Source organism: Streptomyces sp. NPDC087300 (assembly GCF_044744425.1).
Classification (GTDB): domain Bacteria; phylum Actinomycetota; class Actinomycetes; order Streptomycetales; family Streptomycetaceae; genus Streptomyces.
Genome location: NZ_JBIUYI010000016.1, coordinates 1 through 16,597, shown reverse-complemented (window position 1 = coordinate 16,597; position 16,597 = coordinate 1). Strand labels below are relative to the sequence as shown.

Sequence of the window (16,597 nt, the reverse complement as noted above, 5' to 3'; positions counted from 1 at the left end):
GACGCCACGGCGGCACCCCCTCACGCCATCGTCACGAACCGCTGGATGAGCGAGGCGACGAGCACCGCGAGCAGCGGCAGCGAGAACCAGAAGCTGCCCTGAAGGCGGCGCTGCTGCCGCACGCTCGGCGCGGTGGCCACCCGCACCACCTCGCGCGCCGCGAGGAGCAGCACCAGCGCGACCGCCGCGAGCGCCCCGACCACCGACCAGGGCGTCCAGGTGACCTGTGGACCGATCGGTCCCGGCGCGGCCTTCGCGACCTTGCCGTCCGGCTGTTCGCGCAGCGTGTAGAGGGTCGCGTCGTCGTTGGTGAAGACCTTCTTGAGCTCCTGGCGGTTGTCGAGGTTGTGGATGAGCCGCGGCTCCCACGTCGTCGCGTAGCCCGCGTCCAGCTGGAGGTAGACCGTCTGGCTGCGGTTGATCATCAGGTACGAGTGGGGGCCCGCGTCCTTGAGCGCCTTCACCAGGCCGGAGACCAGGACCGGATCGGCGGGCGCGAGCGTCGGGACGTACTCGACCTTCTCCATGTCACGGGCGCCCCACGGCATCGCGGGCGTCACGTTGTCGACCGTGTCGTTGCTCATCCAGAGCAGCCGCACCGTCGGGTCGTCGTGCGCGTACACGTACTCCATGGCCGTGACCTCGCCGGGCCTGGTCCGTTCGAAGGACTCGTTGCCCCAGCGGGCCACCAGGAAGCCGCCCATCAGGAGCAGCCCGGCCATCAGCGCGGCGAGCGGCGCGAGGCTGACCCGGTCGCGGTCGCGTTCCTCCGGGGTCAGTCCCGCGCGCGGGAACAGCGCGAGGCCCGCGAGCAGACAGGCGCCCGGCAGCGCGAACATGAAGACGCGCAGGGCCATCTCGCCGCCGTACGACTGCATGCCGAAGCCCAGGAACGGGACGAAGGTGAGGATGAGCAGCGAGCGTTCGGTGTACTTGTAGAAGCGCCGCCGCCACCAGCCCCAGCAGGCGAACGCCAGTACGGCGCCGGCCATCGCCACGCGCACGTACAGCACGAGTTGATGCGTCGAACTGCCGCCCTCGATGCGCCCGGAGACGGACGAGGACACGTTGCCGCCGACGCCGCCCACCCCGCCGAACAGCTCGTCGAAGTGCCCCGACCAGTACGGCTCGGCGAGGAAGCCCAGCCACACGGCGACGAAGACCCCGAACAGGATCGGCAGACCGCGCAGTTCGGAACGGCCGAAGACGACCAGGGCGGCGAGCACGCCGAGCATCACGAACGGCGTGAGCTGATGCGCGGGGACCGTCGCGGCGAAGAGCCCGATGAGGACGAGCAGCAGGAGCGCGCGCTCCTTGCGGCCCGTCGACTCGACCTCCGTCTCGCCGGGGCGCCGCTTGGCCCACAGCACGCGCGGGGCCCGGAACCAGACGAGCAGGATCGCGACGAAGGCGATGTAGAGCAGATACGTGAAGCCCTGCGGCGAGAAGTAGTCCTGGCCCACCCAGCCGCTCAGGACGAAGATCCACAGCCCGACCCACTTGGCGCGCCAGCCCGCCCGCATCGCGCGCACGAGCAGGAACATCGGTGCCAGATAGAGCAGTTGCATGGCCAGCGGCCACCAGCGGATCACCTCGGTCATGTCCGAGACGCCGCACGCCCGTGCGACGAAGGCGGCCGCGGCGAAGAAGCCGGGCCAGCTCCAGCGCGCGTCCAGGTCGGGCACCGCGGACCCGGTCCTGTCGATGTACTCCAGGAAGCCGAGGTGCTGCCAGGCCGTGGCGAACCGCGGCTCGCTCTCGATGACCGCGGGCAGCGCGTGCAGCGACACCACCGTGGCCAGCAGCGTCACCAGGAGCAGGCCCTTGACCGGCTTGTCCGTCCAGAGCAGCGCGGCGAACACGATGATCAGGAGCGCGGCGCCGGCGAGCGTCGGCAGCGGCAGCACGGAGATCAGACCCAGCCCGCCCATGCGGTCCAGGTCCTTGTCGCCGAGCCCGAGCACCGGCAGCCAGTACAGGGCGAGCGCGGTGGCCAGGAGCAGCGCCATGACGAGGACGCGGCGGCGCGGGGCCTTCTCGGGGGCGTCGTTTTCTTCGGGCAAGGGCCCCTCGGGCAACGGGCCCTCGGGCAGCGGCACTTCGCGGGCGGGGTCTTCGGGGCCGGGTGACGCCTCAGAGGTCGCAGAGGTCGCAGAGGTCCCAGAGGGCGCAGGGGCCATAGGGGTCACGGGGACCGCAGGAGTCACAGGGAACTCAGGCGCATCCACCGGCTCGGGCTTCTCCACCGGCGCGGGCTTCACCGAGGAGGACGGACCGGGAGCGGGAGTTCTCAGCGCCCACGTGGGCCGGTGATCCATGTCGTCCCCCTCGCTCGCCGCCACGGGCCGCACGTCCGGCCTGCGCTCCTGGTGTTCGAAGTCGACCTGTACGGCGAGGTGGAGCGTGTCCGAGTCCAGCGACTCGCGCAGCGCCCACGCGGGCCCGTGCCGCTCCCTGCTCCTGGCCGGGGCCCCGACGGCGTCCGCCCGCACCCGCTCGGCGGGCGCGTCAGGCGTGCCCAGGTCGGCGAGGTCGCCGTCGGGCGCCGCGCCGTCGGCGGCACCGGCCGAGGGGGCCGTACGCGTCACGCGGTACAGCTTCGGCGCGGCGATCGCCACGATCACCGCGAGGCTGGAGATCTCCGCGACGCCCGCGCCCGTCAGGCCCATGCGCGGCAGCAGGATGAGCGTCAGACCGAGCACCAGGACGCACAACAGGCCCTGCAGCCAGGCGATCCCGGAGGTCTTGCTCTGGGCGCGCTGCACCGCGAAGTAGGTCTCCATGACGACCCTGAGGAGCGCGCCGACCGCGAACCAGCGCAGCAGCGGCGTGGCCGCGTCCGCGTACCCTTTGCCGAACATGCTCAGCACGACGGGCGCGGCGACGAAGAGGATCCCGCACACCGGCAGCATGATCATCGCCATCCGGCGCAGCGCGGAGCGGGTGTTGGCCGCGAGCAGCGCCGGGTCGTGCGCGCCCTCGACGGTGAGGGAAGCGCCCATGTTGATGGCGAGCAGGTTGACGGTGCCGCCGATGGTGGTGGTGATGTAGAAGTACGCGTTGTCGACCGAGCTGACCTGCGAGGCGACGATCACCGGGACGAGGTAGACCACGGCGAGCGAGAAGAGCGAGCCGGTGTAGTCGCCGGCCAGGAAGCGGCCGATCTCGCGCAGCGTCGGCGGTTTCGCCTTGCCGTCGGTGGCCTTCACATGGCGCGGCACCAGGCGCCGGAAGACCAGCCAGCCGAGCGGGATCACCGAGACGAGGATGGAGGCGACCCAGGAGACGAAGACGCCCGCGGTGGGGATGGCGGTGGCGATCGCGATGAGAAGGCCGAGCTTGGCGACCGAGAAGACGGTGTTGCCGACGGGCACCCACAGCGCGTTGCGCAGGCCGGTCAGTACGCCGTCCTGGAGCGTCAGGAGCGACCAGGCGACGACGGCGAGGATGAAGCCGATGCCGTGCACGGGGCCGTGCAGGAAGCGGTACGAGGGGCCCCACAGGTCGAGCGTGAGCAGGAAGACCGCGGCGGCGAGCGCCACGGCGGCCGAACTCCCCGCGTACGTACGGAAGATGAGCCTGCCGGTGGCGCGGCCCGCGACGGGGATGAAGCGGACCAGGGCGCCCGTCAGCGTCAGCGCGGTGAGGCCCGCGAGGAGCTTCATGGCCGCGATCGCCGCCGAGCCCTGGCCGACCGCCGACTCCGAGTAGTACCGGGCGGCGGCCAGCCAGAAGCCGACGCCGAGCACGCCGGAGATGCCGGTGTTCAGCATCAGCGCGTAGGCGTTGCGGAACAACGGGCTGCCGCCGTCGCCCCTCCCCGGCAGGCGCATTCTGCGGGGCCTGCCGGACTTGGCGGCCGGCTGCCGCGCCGACGGGCTCGCGGAGCCGGTCACGTCGGCCTGGGCGGTGGACGTGTCAGACACGGGAACTAATGGCCTTCCGGCGGACCTGTCGGGCTCGGCGGACCACGGCGTACCCCTTGGTCAGGGCGTGGTCCCTGGCGAAACTCCGGTGGATCGCGCGGCCCTCGACGAGCCGCTCGAACTCCTCGGTCTCGGTGGTGCGGCGCACCGTGATCCGCCGCAGGGCGTACGGCCCCTGGGCGCGGCGGGCCAGCGCATTGCCGACGGCGAGGGACTGGGCGTACCCCGTCTCGCGCACGCGTTCGCGCACCCGGCGGCTGGAGTAGCCGTACGGGAACGCCAGTGAGCGGGGCCGGGTGCCCAGCTCGTCGGTGATGATGTCCCGGCAGGACCGCAGCTCGAAGCGGAGCCCGTTGTCGGAGAGCTGGTCGAGTTCGGGGTGGGTGTGGCTGTGGCCCCCTATCTCGGCGCCCGCCGCGGCGAGTTCGCGCACCTGGTCCCAGTCGAGCATGCGGTCGAGGCCGCCCCCGGTGTCGTACTTCCCGCGCAGCCAGCCGGTGGCGACGAAGACGGTGGAGGCGAAGCCGTGCTTGGCGAGCACGGGCAGCGCGTACCGGTGCACGCCCTCGTAGCCGTCGTCGAAGGTGATCAGGACCGGGCGGTCGGGCAGTGGGGCGCCCGCGGAGCGCCAGGCGGCGGCCAGCTGGTCGGTGGTGAGCGGTGTGAAGCCCCGCTCGCCGAGGACCTCCATCTGGTGCCCGAACGCGGCGGGCGACACCGACAGGTCGTGCGTCGCCTCGTTCGGCACGTGCGCCACCGAGTGGTACATCAGTATCGGCACGGGTCTCTCACTCATGCCGGGCCCCCTCGCCGCCCGTGTCGGCCCCGATCTCCGCCACGGAGAACGTCGCGCCCGCCCTGCGCGCGCGGACGCTCCCGATGACGTACCCACCCGCCGCGGCGCACACGCCCGTCACGATGGCGCAGGCCCGGCCCGCGCCGCCGGGACGCCCGAGCACGGCGTCCCGCAGGCCGCGGACGACCCCGGCGGGCAGCACGCGCGTGGTGTAGCGGCGCTCCGACTCAAGGCCCTTGTCGGAGCCGACGCTGGCGGACACCAGGGCCTTGGAGAGGCCCTCGGCGTAGGTCCGGGTGCGGAAGTAGTGGAACCGCTCCCGCGCGGCGGGCACCCGGTGGTGGATCACCGCGCGGTCGTCCATCAGGAGCACCGCGTCGGGTCTGGCCCGGGTGAGCCGGATGCAGAACTCCGTCTCCTCGCAGCCGAGCGGCCGCTTGTCGCCGTCCCGCCCGATGCCGGTCGCGAAGCCGCCCGCCACGTCGAAGGCGGTGCGCCGGAACGCGGCGTTCCCGCCGAGCACGTTGCGCACCCGCACCCGGCCCCTCGGGTGCCCCTTGTACATGCAGCCGACGACCCAGTCGAACTCCTCGGGGAACCAGGCGGGCCTGCGCCTGGACTCCCAGACGGGCACGGTGCGTCCGCCGACGGCCAGCACGGCCGGGTCGTCGAAGGCCTCGGCGAAGTGGCGCAGCCAGTCCCGCTCGGCGACGGCGTCGTCGTCGAGGAAGGCGACGAGGGCGCCGCGGGCTGCCGCGATGCCGGTGTTGCGCCCGGCCGACAGGCCGCGGGGGCCCGCGTTGGCGAGCACCCGCACCCCCTCGGTCTCCTTGTACTCCCTGGTGAGCCGGTCCAGGAGCACGGTGTTGTGGTCGACCACGAGAAGGGTCTCCAGGGCCGTCAGCGACTGCGCGCGCACGGAGGAGACCGCCGCGAGGATGTCCTCCCAGCGGTCCTCGGTGTACACGCAGACGACGACCGACATCTCTGCGCTCAAGACGCCTCTCCCTGACCCTCGCGGAACGGCAACCCGCGCGAACGCGTCCGCTGCGTACGGCGGTTGGAGCGCTCGGCGAGGATCACCTTCAGCACCCGGATGCCGTCTCTGACGGCTCTGAGGTTGCTGGCGCCGTGGATCCGCAGGTATTCGTGGCTGGGGATCTCCTGGACCTTGAGGCCCGCCTTGACGACCCGGATGTTCATCAGGGTCTCGACCTCGAAGCCGGTGCAGTCGAGCTCGATCTTGTCGAGGCAGTGCCGCCAGAAGGCGTTGTAGCCGTAGCACAAATCGGTGTAGCGGGCACCGAATTTGGCGTTGACGACCGAGCACAGGACGTGGTTGCCGAGCTTGCGGATGGGCGTCATGTCGTCCGTGCCGCCGCCGTTGGCGAACCGCGAGCCCTTGGCGAAGTCCGCGCCCGAGACGAGGGCGGACACGTAGGAGACGATCTCGCTGCCGTCGGCGGAGCCGTCGGCGTCGACCATCACGATGATGTCGCCCGTGCACGCGGCGAAGCCGGTGATCAGGGCGTCGCCCTTGCCCTTGCCGAGCTGGCGGACGACCTTCACGTCGGGCCACAGCTCACGGGCGACGGCCACCGTGTCGTCCGTGGAGTTGCCGTCCACGAGGACGACCTCGTGGATCCACTCGGGCAGCGTCTTGAAGACGTACGGGAGGTTCTCCGCCTCGTTCATCGCGGGTATGACCACGCTGACCGGCGGCGTGATCGCCAAGTGGGTGGAGATCGGCCGGTAGTTCCTCGAGATCTTGTTTAACGGGTCTTCCTGCCCGGCGTCCGCCGGGCGCACGAAAGAAGTCATGAGTCCGTTGGTCCCTCTCGTCCGGTGGACCGCCCGCCCCCGGGCGGTCCGGTAATTGATCCGGTTCGAAAGGGGGGTTCTCACACGAGCATGACGAAATGGATCTCCGTGCATGCCGAGTGAGCTGGCATTGCGCGGGACGTGACCCGGCTGAATTCCGATCACCGGGCACGGCACCCCCCTACCGCGCCCCGCACGGGCACCATCGCGACCTTGAGCCCTCCCCTAGATCGCATTGCGTGATGGACCGTATGCGGGTGGATGTACGACGGTATTGACGATTGAGACTGTATGGCAAGACCTGGAACGTGGCCTCACGTTTTTGATGATTTGAGTAATCTATGCGGTCACATTCGGACGGTGCTATTCACGTCCCAGTGATCGAATTTTGCCCAATCTCTTGAGCAATTTGTCGGCCGGCTCGAAGAGTTCCGGTCGCGACACCACCGTGTTGCGCAGCGCCCGGACCGGGGCGCGGTGCGCCCGGTGTCCGAATGCCACGGGGTGGCGCAGCGCCACCCACCCCTCGGAGACGGCGAGTTCCCGCGTCTTGAGGGAGTCCTTGTAGGCCTTCTGGCCGCGGCCGAGATCCAGATACGCGATGCCGTCGGCGGCCGCCGCCTCGGCCATGTGCAGGTGCATCGTCATGCCCGGCGAATATCGCCCGTAGGCGGGATCGTAGGCGGGGAACCAATTGACGAGCACCCGTTCGGTGCGTAGCCCGAAGTGGGCCGCTACCGGCACGTCGGCCGCGTACAGGACGGACAGGATCCCGGCGAACGAGTCGGACCTGGTGTGGAAGAGGCGGCGTACCAGCTGGCTGATCCAGGGGTGCGCGAAGCGGTCGCTGCGGCCCGTCCTGCGGTACTGGGCGGACTTCCAGCCCATCAGGGTGGCCAGGACCGCGGGGTCGCGCTCGTCGTGCACGTAGCGGACCGCGCCGTGGTCGCGGACGAGTCTTCGCTCCTTCGCCAGCGTGCGCCGGGCGAACTTCGACGCGCGCTCGTGCAGCTGCTCGAGGTAGGCGTCGAACCCCTGGTCGAGGTCCATGACGGGGGAGGGGAAGGTGGCGTAGGCGCCCGCCTCGAACGCTCCCTGGCCGCCCGCCAGATGATCGAATTCCCAGACGGCGAGCCCGCAGGCCCGCAGCAGCTCCCGGGCGTCCCATCCGAAGCCGGGCCGGTGCACCAGGCCCTGGCAGTCGGAGAGGCCCAGGCCGATGGCCCGGCCGACGCCGGTGATGGATCTCTGGAACGGGAAGAACGCGGCCGGCTCGCCGTCCTCGCGCACCACCGCGATGTACACCCCGCGTCTCGCCTGCCCCATCGCGAGTGTGAACTCCGGCGACAGGAAGGGGTTCGCCAGCTCCGGCGAGCCGTTGAGATGGGCCTTGGACTGGAACGCGGTCCACGCGGCCCGGTCGGCCGCGGTCAGTTCCCCGGGGCGGTGCACGGTGATGTCCACGTCAGGAGGTCCGCCTTCTCTCCGTAGTACGGCGGCGCGCACGCCGTAGCAGTACCAGCAGGAGGGTGAGCGAGCTGAACACGGTCACGGCGACGACGCCGCCGCGCACCGACCACACATGCAGCGCCAGCATGGCCTGTGCCACAAGGAGGTTGACCGCGACCGACCCCGATGCGGAAGCCACGATCCGGCCCCATGGCGTCAGTGCGCGCAGCGCGTGCCAGCAGGCCGCGGCGGGCGCGACGAGCAGGAAGAAGAGGACGAACGGGCCGCGCAGCGGCGAGGACAGATCGATGAGCGCGAGCGTCGCCCCGACGCCTCCCACGGCGACGGCGACCCCCGCGAGCAGGGGCGGCAGGTCCTGTCGTCGACCTTGCCCGATCTGCCGTTCGGTGTCTGATGACAGTGCCTTGGTGCCAATGGTCTGCATGGGCGACTTTGCCCCCCGAAGCGCCGGATGCCGGGCTTCAATGTCGCGCAGTCCCGGGCGGCCCGTCAAGATGCGGAGGGAGTGTGGAGATGTTCCTGTCGGACCCCTTATTCGGCGGATGAACTCCGCCTACGGGAAGGGAACTTGTTGACGAATTCATTGACATGCCCACTACCCGTTACTGGTGGTGCGTGCTATCACTGACGAGGCAGAAATCCTGCTAAGGGAGGTTCCATGAGATTGTCCCGAATCACGGCATACATGTCCTCGCTCCTCCTCGCCCTCGCCTTTGCCCTTACCGGGGCCGCGGCGGCACAGGCGGACCAGTCGACCGATCAAAAGGCCGCTGCCACCGGCTATGTGGCCCTCGGCGATTCCTACGCATCGGGCGTCGGCGCCGGCAGTTACGACAGCGCGAGCGGCAACTGCAAGCGCAGCAAGGTCGCGTACCCCGTGCTGTGGGCGGCCGCCAACTCACCCTCCAGCTTCAACTTCACCGCTTGCTCGGGCGCTCGTACGAGTGACGTCCTGGCCAACCAGCTCGGCCCGCTCGGCTCCGGCACCGGCCTGGTCTCGCTCTCGGTCGGCGGCAACGACGCGGGCTTCGCCGACGTCATGACGACCTGTGTGCTCCAGTCCGACGCCAACTGTCTGGCGCGGGTCAACCAGGCGCGCGCCTTCGTCGACTCCACGCTGCCCGGCAACCTCGACAAGGTCTACTCGGCGATCGAGGCCAAGGCCCCCGCCGCCCACGTCGTCGTCCTCGGCTACCCCCGCTTCTACAAGCTCAACGGCCAGTGCGCGGCCGGTCTCTCGGAGAAGGAGCGGTCCGCGATCAACGACGCGGCCGACTACCTGAACGCGGCCACCGAGAAGCGCGCCGCCGACCACGGCTTCACGTTCGCCGATGTCACGTCCGCGTTCACCGGACACGAGATCTGCTCGGGCAGCCCCTGGCTGCACAGCGTGGAGTGGCTCAACCCCAGCGAGTCCTACCACCCCACGGCCCCCGGCCACTCCGGCGCCTACCTGCCGGTCTTCACCGCGGCTGCGTGATACCCGCCGATCCGCCGTACCCACCTGGCGAAGAGGAGGAGGCCCCGCCCGTCGGGGTCTCCTTCGCGCAGGTGACCGAGTACGACACCGAGTTGGACGTCACCCGCACCGGGCCGCGCACCTCCACGGCGATGGTGTTCTCGTACGTCCCGCCCCCCTTGTCGTACGCCGTCTCGACGTGGTTGACCGTCCGTGTCTTGCCCGTCCCCGTCGAGAACGCCAGCGTCTTCCAGCCGGGGTCGCTCGGCTCGCCCGACCCCGTGACCCAGCGGTACTCGACCGTGACCGGGACCCGCCCGACCGTGAACGTCGCCGTGAACACCGGCGCCTGACCGGACGTCGGCGGACAGGGCCCCTCGTACCGGGTGTTGGCCCCGGAGACGTGCACCTTCACGGACTGGGCCGGGGTGCTGCTCCCGCCGTTGCCCCCGTTGCCGTTGTTCCCGCTCCCGCCGTGGGACGAGCCGCCGTTCGAGCCGCCGTCGCCGGTCGCCGAGCTGCTCGAACCACCGCTTCCTGAACCGGCGTTCGAGCCCGCTGACGTACTGCTGCCCCCGGACTTGCCGCCGGAGGTGCCGCCCCCGCCCACGCCGGTCGACTGGCCGTCCCCGCCGTTGTCGCGGTTCATCAGCGCGTACGCCAGGCCGCCCAGGGCGAGCGCCAGCGCGATCACGCCCGCGACGAGCACGAAGACCGTCCGGCGGGAGCGCTTGGCCCCTGCCGTCCCCGTCGCCGTCGTCGGCGCCGTACCGTACGCGGAACCCGGCGCCGGATGGGGCGAGGCCACCGGCAGGGGTGCGGGCGGGGTCGGTGCGTAAGGGCCCCGCTCGGCCGTGACCGTCGGCGGGTACGGGAAGGCGGGCCCGGTGCGCGGGGCCGCGCCCGAAGCCACCAGGCGCAGCTCGCGCTCGGCCTCGTCGGCCGACATCCGCTCGGCCGGGTCCTTGTGGAGCAGCCCCTGGATGACGTGCGCCAGCGGCCCCGCGTCACGGGCCGGCGGCAGCTCCTCGTCCACCACCGCGCGCAGCGTGCTCAGCGGGGTGTCCTGGCGGAACGGCGAACTGCCCTCCACGGCGGCGTAGAGCAGCACGCCGAGCGACCACAGGTCGGACGCGGGTCCCGGCCGCTGCCCCAACGCCCGTTCGGGAGCGAGGAATTCGGGCGATCCGACGACCTCGCCCGTCATCGTCAGGGCCGAGCTGCCCTCGACCGTCGCGATCCCGAAGTCGGTCAGGACGACCCGGCCGTCATTGGCGATCAGTACGTTGCCCGGCTTGACGTCGCGGTGCAGCACGCCCGCGTCGTGGGCGGCGCGCAGGGCCGCGAGCACCTCGGCGCCGATGTGCGCGGCGCGCTGCGGGGGCAGCGGCCCCTCGGCGTCGAGCACGTCCGAGAGGGAGAGCCCGCGCACGATCTCCATGACGATCCAGGGGCGGCCGCCCTCGTTCGCCACGTCGTAGACCGTGACCACATTGCGGTGCGGGATACGGGCCGCGGCCCAGGCCTCGCGCTCCAGACGGGCGTAGAGCCGCTCCACCTCGTCGGCGGGGAGCCCGGCGGGCGCCCGCACCTCCTTGACGGCCACCTCGCGCCCGAGCACCTCGTCCCTGGCTCTCCAGACCGTGCCCATGCCGCCCTCGCCCAGTGGGGTCAGGAGGCGGTAACGCCCCGCGATCACGCGCTCTGCCTCGCTCACGGGCGCCCCCATTCGCAGCGGTGCGATTCTGAACAAAAGTAGCTCAACCGAGCGCTGTTGCGGCCCCCTTGAGCACCAATCCACACCCGAGGGCGAGCACCACGCAGGCCGAACCCAGCGGCAGGAACCGTCCGGCGGCCCGCCGCAGCCCCGCCGGCACCGCGCCGCCGAGCCGTCCGTGCGCGAAGGCCCCCGCGCGGACCACGAGGAACCCGGCCGTCGTGAGCGTCAGGGCGAGCCCCGCGCCGTACGCCACCACCAGCAGCAGCCCGAACCAGGCGGCGCCGAGCGCGGTGGCGCCGACCAGCACGACCACGGCGGAGGGACTGGGCACGAGCCCGCCCGCGAACCCGAGGAAGAGGGCACCGCGCACGCCGCCTCCGGCGGGCCCGTGGTGGTGGGGGTGGGGGCGCGGGGGAGTGTGGTCGTGCGGGTGGCCGTGGGGACGCGGATGTGGATGCGGGTGCGCGTGGTCATGGGTGTGGCCCGCGGGGCTGCCGCGGCGTCGCCACGCCCTGCGTACGAGGAGGGCGCCCGCGCCCGTGACGAGCACCCCGCTGGTCACGCCGAGCCAGGCGACGACCGAGGGACCCGCGGCCGAACTGCCGCTCACCAGCAGGCCGAGCGCGACCACGCCGAGGGTGTGGGTGACCGTCACCGAGGCGGCGAGGGGCAGCACGTCCCGCACGGACGCCCGGCCCCGGGCGGCCGCGGTGGCGGCCATCAGCGTCTTGCCGTGGCCCGGCGCGAGCGCGTGCAGGGCGCCGAGGAGCACGGCCGTGCCGAGGGCGAGCGCGGCGAAGGCGGGCGTGAGCCGGTGCCTGCCGACCAGCCCGGTGAGCGCCCGCGTCCACCGGTCGGCGCCGCGCGGGAGCACGGAGACGTCCTGCGCGTCCGCGGCCCGCTCCGCCTTGCCGAACTCGCCGGTCCTGCCGGTCTCGTCGGGGGCGGGTCCGCCGGGCACGATCCGCAGGTCCGCGGTCGCGGTCGCGGGCGGGTCGGACCGGAGCTCCGCCGGGTAGCGGGTCAGCCGCCGCGAGGGGGAGTCCTCGGGTACGTCGGAGCGGGCGAGCGTCATCCGGTCGCCGCGGGCGGTGATCTCACGCCAGCCGCCGGTTTCGGACTCCCCGCCCGCGAACCGGAGTTCGACGGCCCTGTCGCGGGGCAGGGGAGCGGTCAGCGCGCACTCCACGCGCAGGGTGTCGAGGCCCGCCTGACCCGGGCGGACCCGGACCCGGGCGTCCCCGACCCGCAGCGGCGCGCGCCGCCCGTCCACGTCGGCCCGCGCGTCCCCGGCGGCCGCCCGGCACCGTTCCCACGCCCAGCGCTGCCGGCCCACCTCGCGGATGCGGGGCCCCGCCTGGGTGGCGGGGATCTCGGCGAGGTCCTCCACGTGCTCCACCCGCAACCGGCCCGGCTCGACCACGAGTCCGTCGTAGTGGTTGACCGTGAAGTTCCCCAACGGATGCGCCAGCGCCACCCCGCCGCCCAGTCCCCACACCAGGAGGACCAGAACCGCGCCGCACCCGGACCGCACCCGCCGGGCGCCCCGACCGCCCCGACCCTGCCGTCCCCTCCAGAGCCCCACGGCTAACCCCCCAACTCCCGCAACGCGTCCCGCGCCTTCGCCGCCCCCAGCGGCGAGAAGCCCGGGTTCTCGCGCAGCGCCGCCCGCAGGGACCTGCGGGCCGCCTCCGGATGGCCCGTGGCGCGTTCGACGATGCCTCGGTGGTAGCGGAAGGACGCCTCGCCGAAGCCCGTCGCCGTGGCCCGGCGGACGTAGCGGAGCGCCTCCTCGTCCTGTCCGTTGACGTGCAGTGCCCAGCCGAGCGCGTCGGCCGTGTGGACGGTCTCGCGGCGGGCCCACTCCGCCCGTGCCGCCCGCAGGGCCGCCGCCGCGTCCCCGTGGTCGGCCGCGGCGAGTGCCGTGTCCAGGTCCGCCTCGACGCCGTGCGCGCGGGCGAGCGCGACCCAGGCGTCCACCAGGCGGTACTGCTCGCGGGCCCGGTCCCGTTCGCCCCGTGCCTCGTACAGCTCGCCGAGCGCGATGAGCGGACCCGGCAGCGCCTGGCGGGCCACCACCTCGCGCAGCTCGGCGATCGCCGCCGCCCCGTCGCCGAGGGCCGCCCGCGCCCTGGCCCGGCACTCCCGGGCCGGCAGATACCCGGAGTCCGCCCGCAGTGCGGCCCCGCAGCGCCGCAGTGCGCCCGTGTAGTCGCCCTGGCGCCAGGCGAGTTGGCCCAGCGCGGTCGACACGTACGCCACGTCCCCCGGGGCCGTGGCGCCCGCCAGGGCCTGCTCAAGGACGCGCCGGGCCGTCGTGACGTCGCCGCGCAGTTCCCGTACGTAGGCGTAGCGCGTGAACACCGGCACCCCGGGCCGCCGGGCGTCCGCCGTGCGGGCGGCGCGGGCCGCGTCGGCGTAGCGCCCGAGTTCGACCAGGGCGTCGATGCGGGAGGCCAACGCCCGCTCGTTGTAGGGGTTCTCGGCGAGTGCGGCCGAGGCGTGGCGCAGCGCGCCGCGGAAGTCGTGCCGGGCGGCGGCCACCGCGGCGCGCCCCGCGAGCGCCGCGTCGTTGCCGGGGCGAAGCCGCAGGGACCGGCCGATGGCACGGTCGGCCGCGTCGTACAGGGCCGGGTCACCGCGCGTGCGGGCCTGTTCCACGTGGGCCGTGCCGAGCGTCGCCCAGGAGACGAAGTCCCGTGGCTGGGCCCGCAGATGGGCCCGCAGGGCGGCCACGCCCCGGTCCAGGTCGCCGTCCCCGGGCAGCGCGCTCGGCACGGCGGGCCCGGCCGCGGCGGGGGGCCGCCCGGCCCCCGCGCCGCCGCCGAGTGCGACGGCACCTCCCGTGAGGGCGAGTGCCAGGGCCACGACGGCCGCGGCGGTGCGCGCCGTACCGCGTGCCGTGCTCAAGTGGCCCGCCCCCGCCTGCGCCACCACAGGAGGCCGAGTCCCACGAGGAGCACGCCCGCGGTGCCCGCCGCCGCGGAGCCGATCAGGACCGCGTCACTGGTGCCGCCCGACGCGGACGCCGTTTCGGCGCCGCCGCCGACGAGCGCGTCGCGCGCGGAGCCACCGGCCGCGTCGTCCTTGCCGCCCTTGCCCGCCAGTGGTCCGCGGGATCCGGCCGTGGGCAGCGCCAGATACGGGAAGGTCCCGCCGAACGCCCGGTCGTTGGCGTTCACCGCGTCGCCCAAGTCGTTCTCGGCGCCGACCAGTTCACCGGCGACGGCCTGCAACTCGATGTCGACGACGTCGTCGGTGAGCCGCCGTCCGTTGGGGAATCCCGCGTTGTCGCCGTCCAGGACGCCGAGCCGCTCGGGGTCGGCGGCGGGCTTGACGGAGGTGTTGAGGCGCAGCGCCTCCGCGGGGCGCACGCCGGGCGGCTGGTTGAGCCCCTTCACTCCGGTCAGGAAGACGGAGACCAGGTCCTTGCGCGGCTCGTCGGGAGCCTTGACCTTGTAGAACTTCTCCAGGAGCTTCGCCAGCTCGGGCCGCTGCACATAGGGCAGGAAGTCGGCGTCCTTCCAGGGCGACGACGCGTTGAACTCGTCCTTGTCGCGCAGCGGCACGACCACCTCGTTGACCAGCGGGCTGCCGAGCCGCGACACCTGCGTCCAGTCGCCCTCGGCGTTCTTGCGCTGCGTCGTCGACCAGATGCCGACCGTCGGCTGCGCGGCGGACTGGCGTATGTCGGCGCTCGGCACCTGGAGGGCGACGGTGTTCACGTTGTAGCCCTTGAGCGTGTCCCTGCCGACCTCGGAGAGGTTTCCGCCGTACAGCAGGTCGAAGACCCGCAGGTCCAGGAAGAAGGGATCGTCGGCCTGCCCCACGTAGGAGGTGCCGCCGCCGGAGACCTGCCGCACGGCCTGGTCGCGCAGCTTCTTGTAGTCGGGCATCGACGCCTTGCCCACGTGCGAGGGGGCGACCGGCAGATCGTCGGCGATCTTCTTGGTGGAGACGACCTTCTGGTGGTCCAGCTTCAGCAGATCGATGTCGTACGTCTGGGAGATGTTGAGGTCGGGGTCGTCCAGGCTGGTCACCTGGCCGGTGTTGTAGAGGAAGGTGTCCTTGTTCCTGACCCGGGTGTCGAACGTCCACCGGTAGATCAGGTCGCCCTGCGCGTCCCCGTCGCTGTCGATGTGCACGTCGTACCGGGCGTCCTCGGGGAACGGGTAGAAGTTGGGCCCGCCCGCGGGTTCCTCGAAGGGGATCCAGTTCGCCACGATCGTCGTGGTGTCGGGCTTGTCGGGGCTGACGAACGCGTACACGTCCGTGTTGTCGTACGGGGGCTGCCCCGATATCAGCGGGGCCTCCCGGTGGCTGGAGGCCCCGGCGGCCCCCGGTTCCAGCGCGCTCACCCCGGCGGCCGTGAGCCCTCCGGTGGCCAGCGCACCGCAGACGAGGGCGGCGAGCCCGCGCCGCCCCGTCCCGGTCCTGGCGATTGCTGTCATCGCGTTTGTCCTCGTGTCCCTGTGGTGCCCTGCGCGACCGCCCGTGCGTGCCGGGGGCCGCCTGACACAAGGCCATTCGGGACGGCGGACCGGGTGGATTGGGGGCGCGCGGCGAGGCCCGGCCTCCTGTCGTCCGCTCCGTGCGACAGGTGGCGGGGCCGGGTACGGCGGACGCATCAGGCCCCGGTCGCGGAACCTGCGCACGTGAGATGGGCCACGTCGGGGGCGGCGGCCGCGCGGACCCCGGGGACCTGCGCGGATCGGGGGCCGAGGTCGCCGCAGCCGCTCTGTGGGGCGGCTGCGGGGCGGCGCGGGGCGGCGGGGCCGCCGTCCGGCACACCCTTAGGCAGGATGTCCAACTCGCCCTGGAATCAGTTGTATTCGGAGAGTAATCGTCAACCTCCTTGTGGGGGAGGTGAATCCTGCGACCGGGATACACGAGTGTCACGATGGGGCGATAGGGTTAACCTGCCCTGGGCCGGGTGCCCTCGTACGGGTGGGGAGTGACATGGAACAGATAACGGTGCGCAGCAGGGCGCGTGTCCCTGCGATCACCTGTGGGAGCAGCGCGACCAGCTCGCGCCTCGACCGCCATCTCTCGGTGCTGGGCGGTCCCGCCGTCCCGCAGCGCGAGTCGCACGAGGCGACGTTGCTGATGCGTGAGCTCACCTCGCGTGATGCCGCGCACGCCCGCAGCAGCAGGGGTGCCCGAGTGAGGCGTGTCTCGCTCTTCGCGCCGCTGCGCCGGTTGCGTCGGTCGCTTTTCGGGGGTCGTCGCTAGACCGCGGGTGGTCTGGGGGTACTGAACCGCCGCACCGCGGCGGCCGGCTGCCCAGGGCCCCCCCCCCCCCCCCCCCCCCCCCCAGTTTTTTTTTAACCCCCCCCCCCCCACAACCCCACGGCCCCCCCGTGGGTGTGTTTAGGGAGCCCGGGGCCCACGACGCCCCCCCCCCC

The 16,597-nt window shown here is 72.4% G+C and carries 12 protein-coding genes; 2 read left to right on the top strand and 10 right to left on the bottom strand.

What is annotated here, in order from left to right; genetic code table 11:
- Positions 1-20 precede the first annotated feature (20 nt).
- The 6 genes from ACIO9J_RS40535 to ACIO9J_RS40510 all read right to left on the bottom strand — a co-directional run bounded on the left by ACIO9J_RS40535 (position 21) and on the right by ACIO9J_RS40510 (position 8,437).
- On the bottom strand, positions 21-3,926 hold the full coding sequence (locus ACIO9J_RS40535; protein ID WP_402010386.1) for a lipopolysaccharide biosynthesis protein: 3,906 nt from the start codon (positions 3,924-3,926) through the stop codon (positions 21-23).
- Entirely contained in the window at positions 3,919-4,722 is an 804-nt protein-coding gene (locus ACIO9J_RS40530; RefSeq protein WP_402010384.1) for a polysaccharide deacetylase family protein, read from the bottom strand. The genes ACIO9J_RS40535 and ACIO9J_RS40530 overlap by 8 nt, the downstream gene beginning before the upstream one ends.
- A complete protein-coding gene (locus tag ACIO9J_RS40525) occupies positions 4,715-5,707 on the bottom strand; it encodes a glycosyltransferase family 2 protein (RefSeq protein WP_402010535.1) in 993 nt (330 codons plus the stop codon). The genes ACIO9J_RS40530 and ACIO9J_RS40525 overlap by 8 nt, the downstream gene beginning before the upstream one ends.
- 8 nt (positions 5,708-5,715) lie before the next feature.
- Positions 5,716-6,543, bottom strand: a complete 828-nt coding sequence (locus tag ACIO9J_RS40520; RefSeq protein ID WP_402010382.1) for a glycosyltransferase family 2 protein — start codon at positions 6,541-6,543, stop codon at positions 5,716-5,718.
- 363 nt (positions 6,544-6,906) lie between these two features.
- Positions 6,907-8,007, bottom strand: a complete 1,101-nt coding sequence (locus tag ACIO9J_RS40515; RefSeq protein WP_402010380.1) for a GNAT family N-acetyltransferase — start codon at positions 8,005-8,007, stop codon at positions 6,907-6,909.
- A gap of 1 nt (position 8,008) precedes the next feature.
- Positions 8,009-8,437 (bottom strand): hypothetical protein, encoded by a 429-nt coding sequence (locus ACIO9J_RS40510; RefSeq protein WP_402010378.1) that lies wholly within the window; start codon positions 8,435-8,437, stop codon positions 8,009-8,011.
- Between the two features lie 234 nt (positions 8,438-8,671).
- Here ACIO9J_RS40510 and ACIO9J_RS40505 point away from each other — a divergent pair, with 234 nt between their 5' ends.
- Positions 8,672-9,493, top strand: a complete 822-nt coding sequence (locus ACIO9J_RS40505) for an SGNH/GDSL hydrolase family protein (protein ID WP_402010376.1) — start codon at positions 8,672-8,674, stop codon at positions 9,491-9,493.
- Here ACIO9J_RS40505 and ACIO9J_RS40500 read toward each other — a convergent pair.
- The 4 genes from ACIO9J_RS40500 to ACIO9J_RS40485 form a co-directional block, all read right to left on the bottom strand.
- Complete coding sequence (locus tag ACIO9J_RS40500; protein ID WP_402010375.1) at positions 9,477-11,201, bottom strand: serine/threonine-protein kinase; 1,725 nt, start codon at positions 11,199-11,201, stop codon at positions 9,477-9,479. The genes ACIO9J_RS40505 and ACIO9J_RS40500 overlap by 17 nt on opposite strands.
- A gap of 31 nt (positions 11,202-11,232) precedes the next feature.
- Positions 11,233-12,690, bottom strand: coding sequence for a nickel transporter (locus ACIO9J_RS40495; protein ID WP_402010374.1), 1,458 nt, complete (start codon positions 12,688-12,690; stop codon positions 11,233-11,235).
- A gap of 89 nt (positions 12,691-12,779) precedes the next feature.
- Positions 12,780-14,102 carry a hypothetical protein gene (locus tag ACIO9J_RS40490; protein WP_402010373.1) on the bottom strand — a complete coding sequence of 441 codons (1,323 nt, stop codon included), beginning with the start codon at positions 14,100-14,102 and terminating at the stop codon, positions 12,780-12,782.
- Positions 14,099-15,643, bottom strand: coding sequence for a DUF4331 domain-containing protein (locus ACIO9J_RS40485; RefSeq protein ID WP_402010372.1), 1,545 nt, complete (start codon positions 15,641-15,643; stop codon positions 14,099-14,101). Before ACIO9J_RS40485 ends, ACIO9J_RS40490 begins: the two co-directional genes overlap by 4 nt.
- 508 nt (positions 15,644-16,151) lie before the next feature.
- Between ACIO9J_RS40485 and ACIO9J_RS40480 the strand changes: the two genes are divergently transcribed.
- Positions 16,152-16,424 (top strand): hypothetical protein, encoded by a 273-nt coding sequence (locus ACIO9J_RS40480; RefSeq protein ID WP_079044039.1) that lies wholly within the window; start codon positions 16,152-16,154, stop codon positions 16,422-16,424.
- Positions 16,425-16,597: the final 173 nt, after the last annotated feature.

What these genes read in the sequence shown, in the direction of transcription:
- ACIO9J_RS40530 (WP_402010384.1), bottom strand. Translation starts at nt 4,722, where the DNA reads ATGAGTGAGAGACCCGTGCCGATACTGATGTACCACTCGGTGGCGCAC.
- ACIO9J_RS40525 (WP_402010535.1), bottom strand. Translation starts at nt 5,707, where the DNA reads ATGTCGGTCGTCGTCTGCGTGTACACCGAGGACCGCTGGGAGGACATC.
- ACIO9J_RS40520 (WP_402010382.1), bottom strand. Translation starts at nt 6,543, where the DNA reads ATGACTTCTTTCGTGCGCCCGGCGGACGCCGGGCAGGAAGACCCGTTA.
- ACIO9J_RS40510 (WP_402010378.1), bottom strand. Translation starts at nt 8,437, where the DNA reads ATGCAGACCATTGGCACCAAGGCACTGTCATCAGACACCGAACGGCAG.
- ACIO9J_RS40505 (WP_402010376.1), top strand. Translation starts at nt 8,672, where the DNA reads ATGAGATTGTCCCGAATCACGGCATACATGTCCTCGCTCCTCCTCGCC.
- ACIO9J_RS40500 (WP_402010375.1), bottom strand. Translation starts at nt 11,201, where the DNA reads ATGGGGGCGCCCGTGAGCGAGGCAGAGCGCGTGATCGCGGGGCGTTAC.
- ACIO9J_RS40485 (WP_402010372.1), bottom strand. Translation starts at nt 15,643, where the DNA reads ATGACAGCAATCGCCAGGACCGGGACGGGGCGGCGCGGGCTCGCCGCC.
- ACIO9J_RS40480 (WP_079044039.1), top strand. Translation starts at nt 16,152, where the DNA reads ATGGAACAGATAACGGTGCGCAGCAGGGCGCGTGTCCCTGCGATCACC.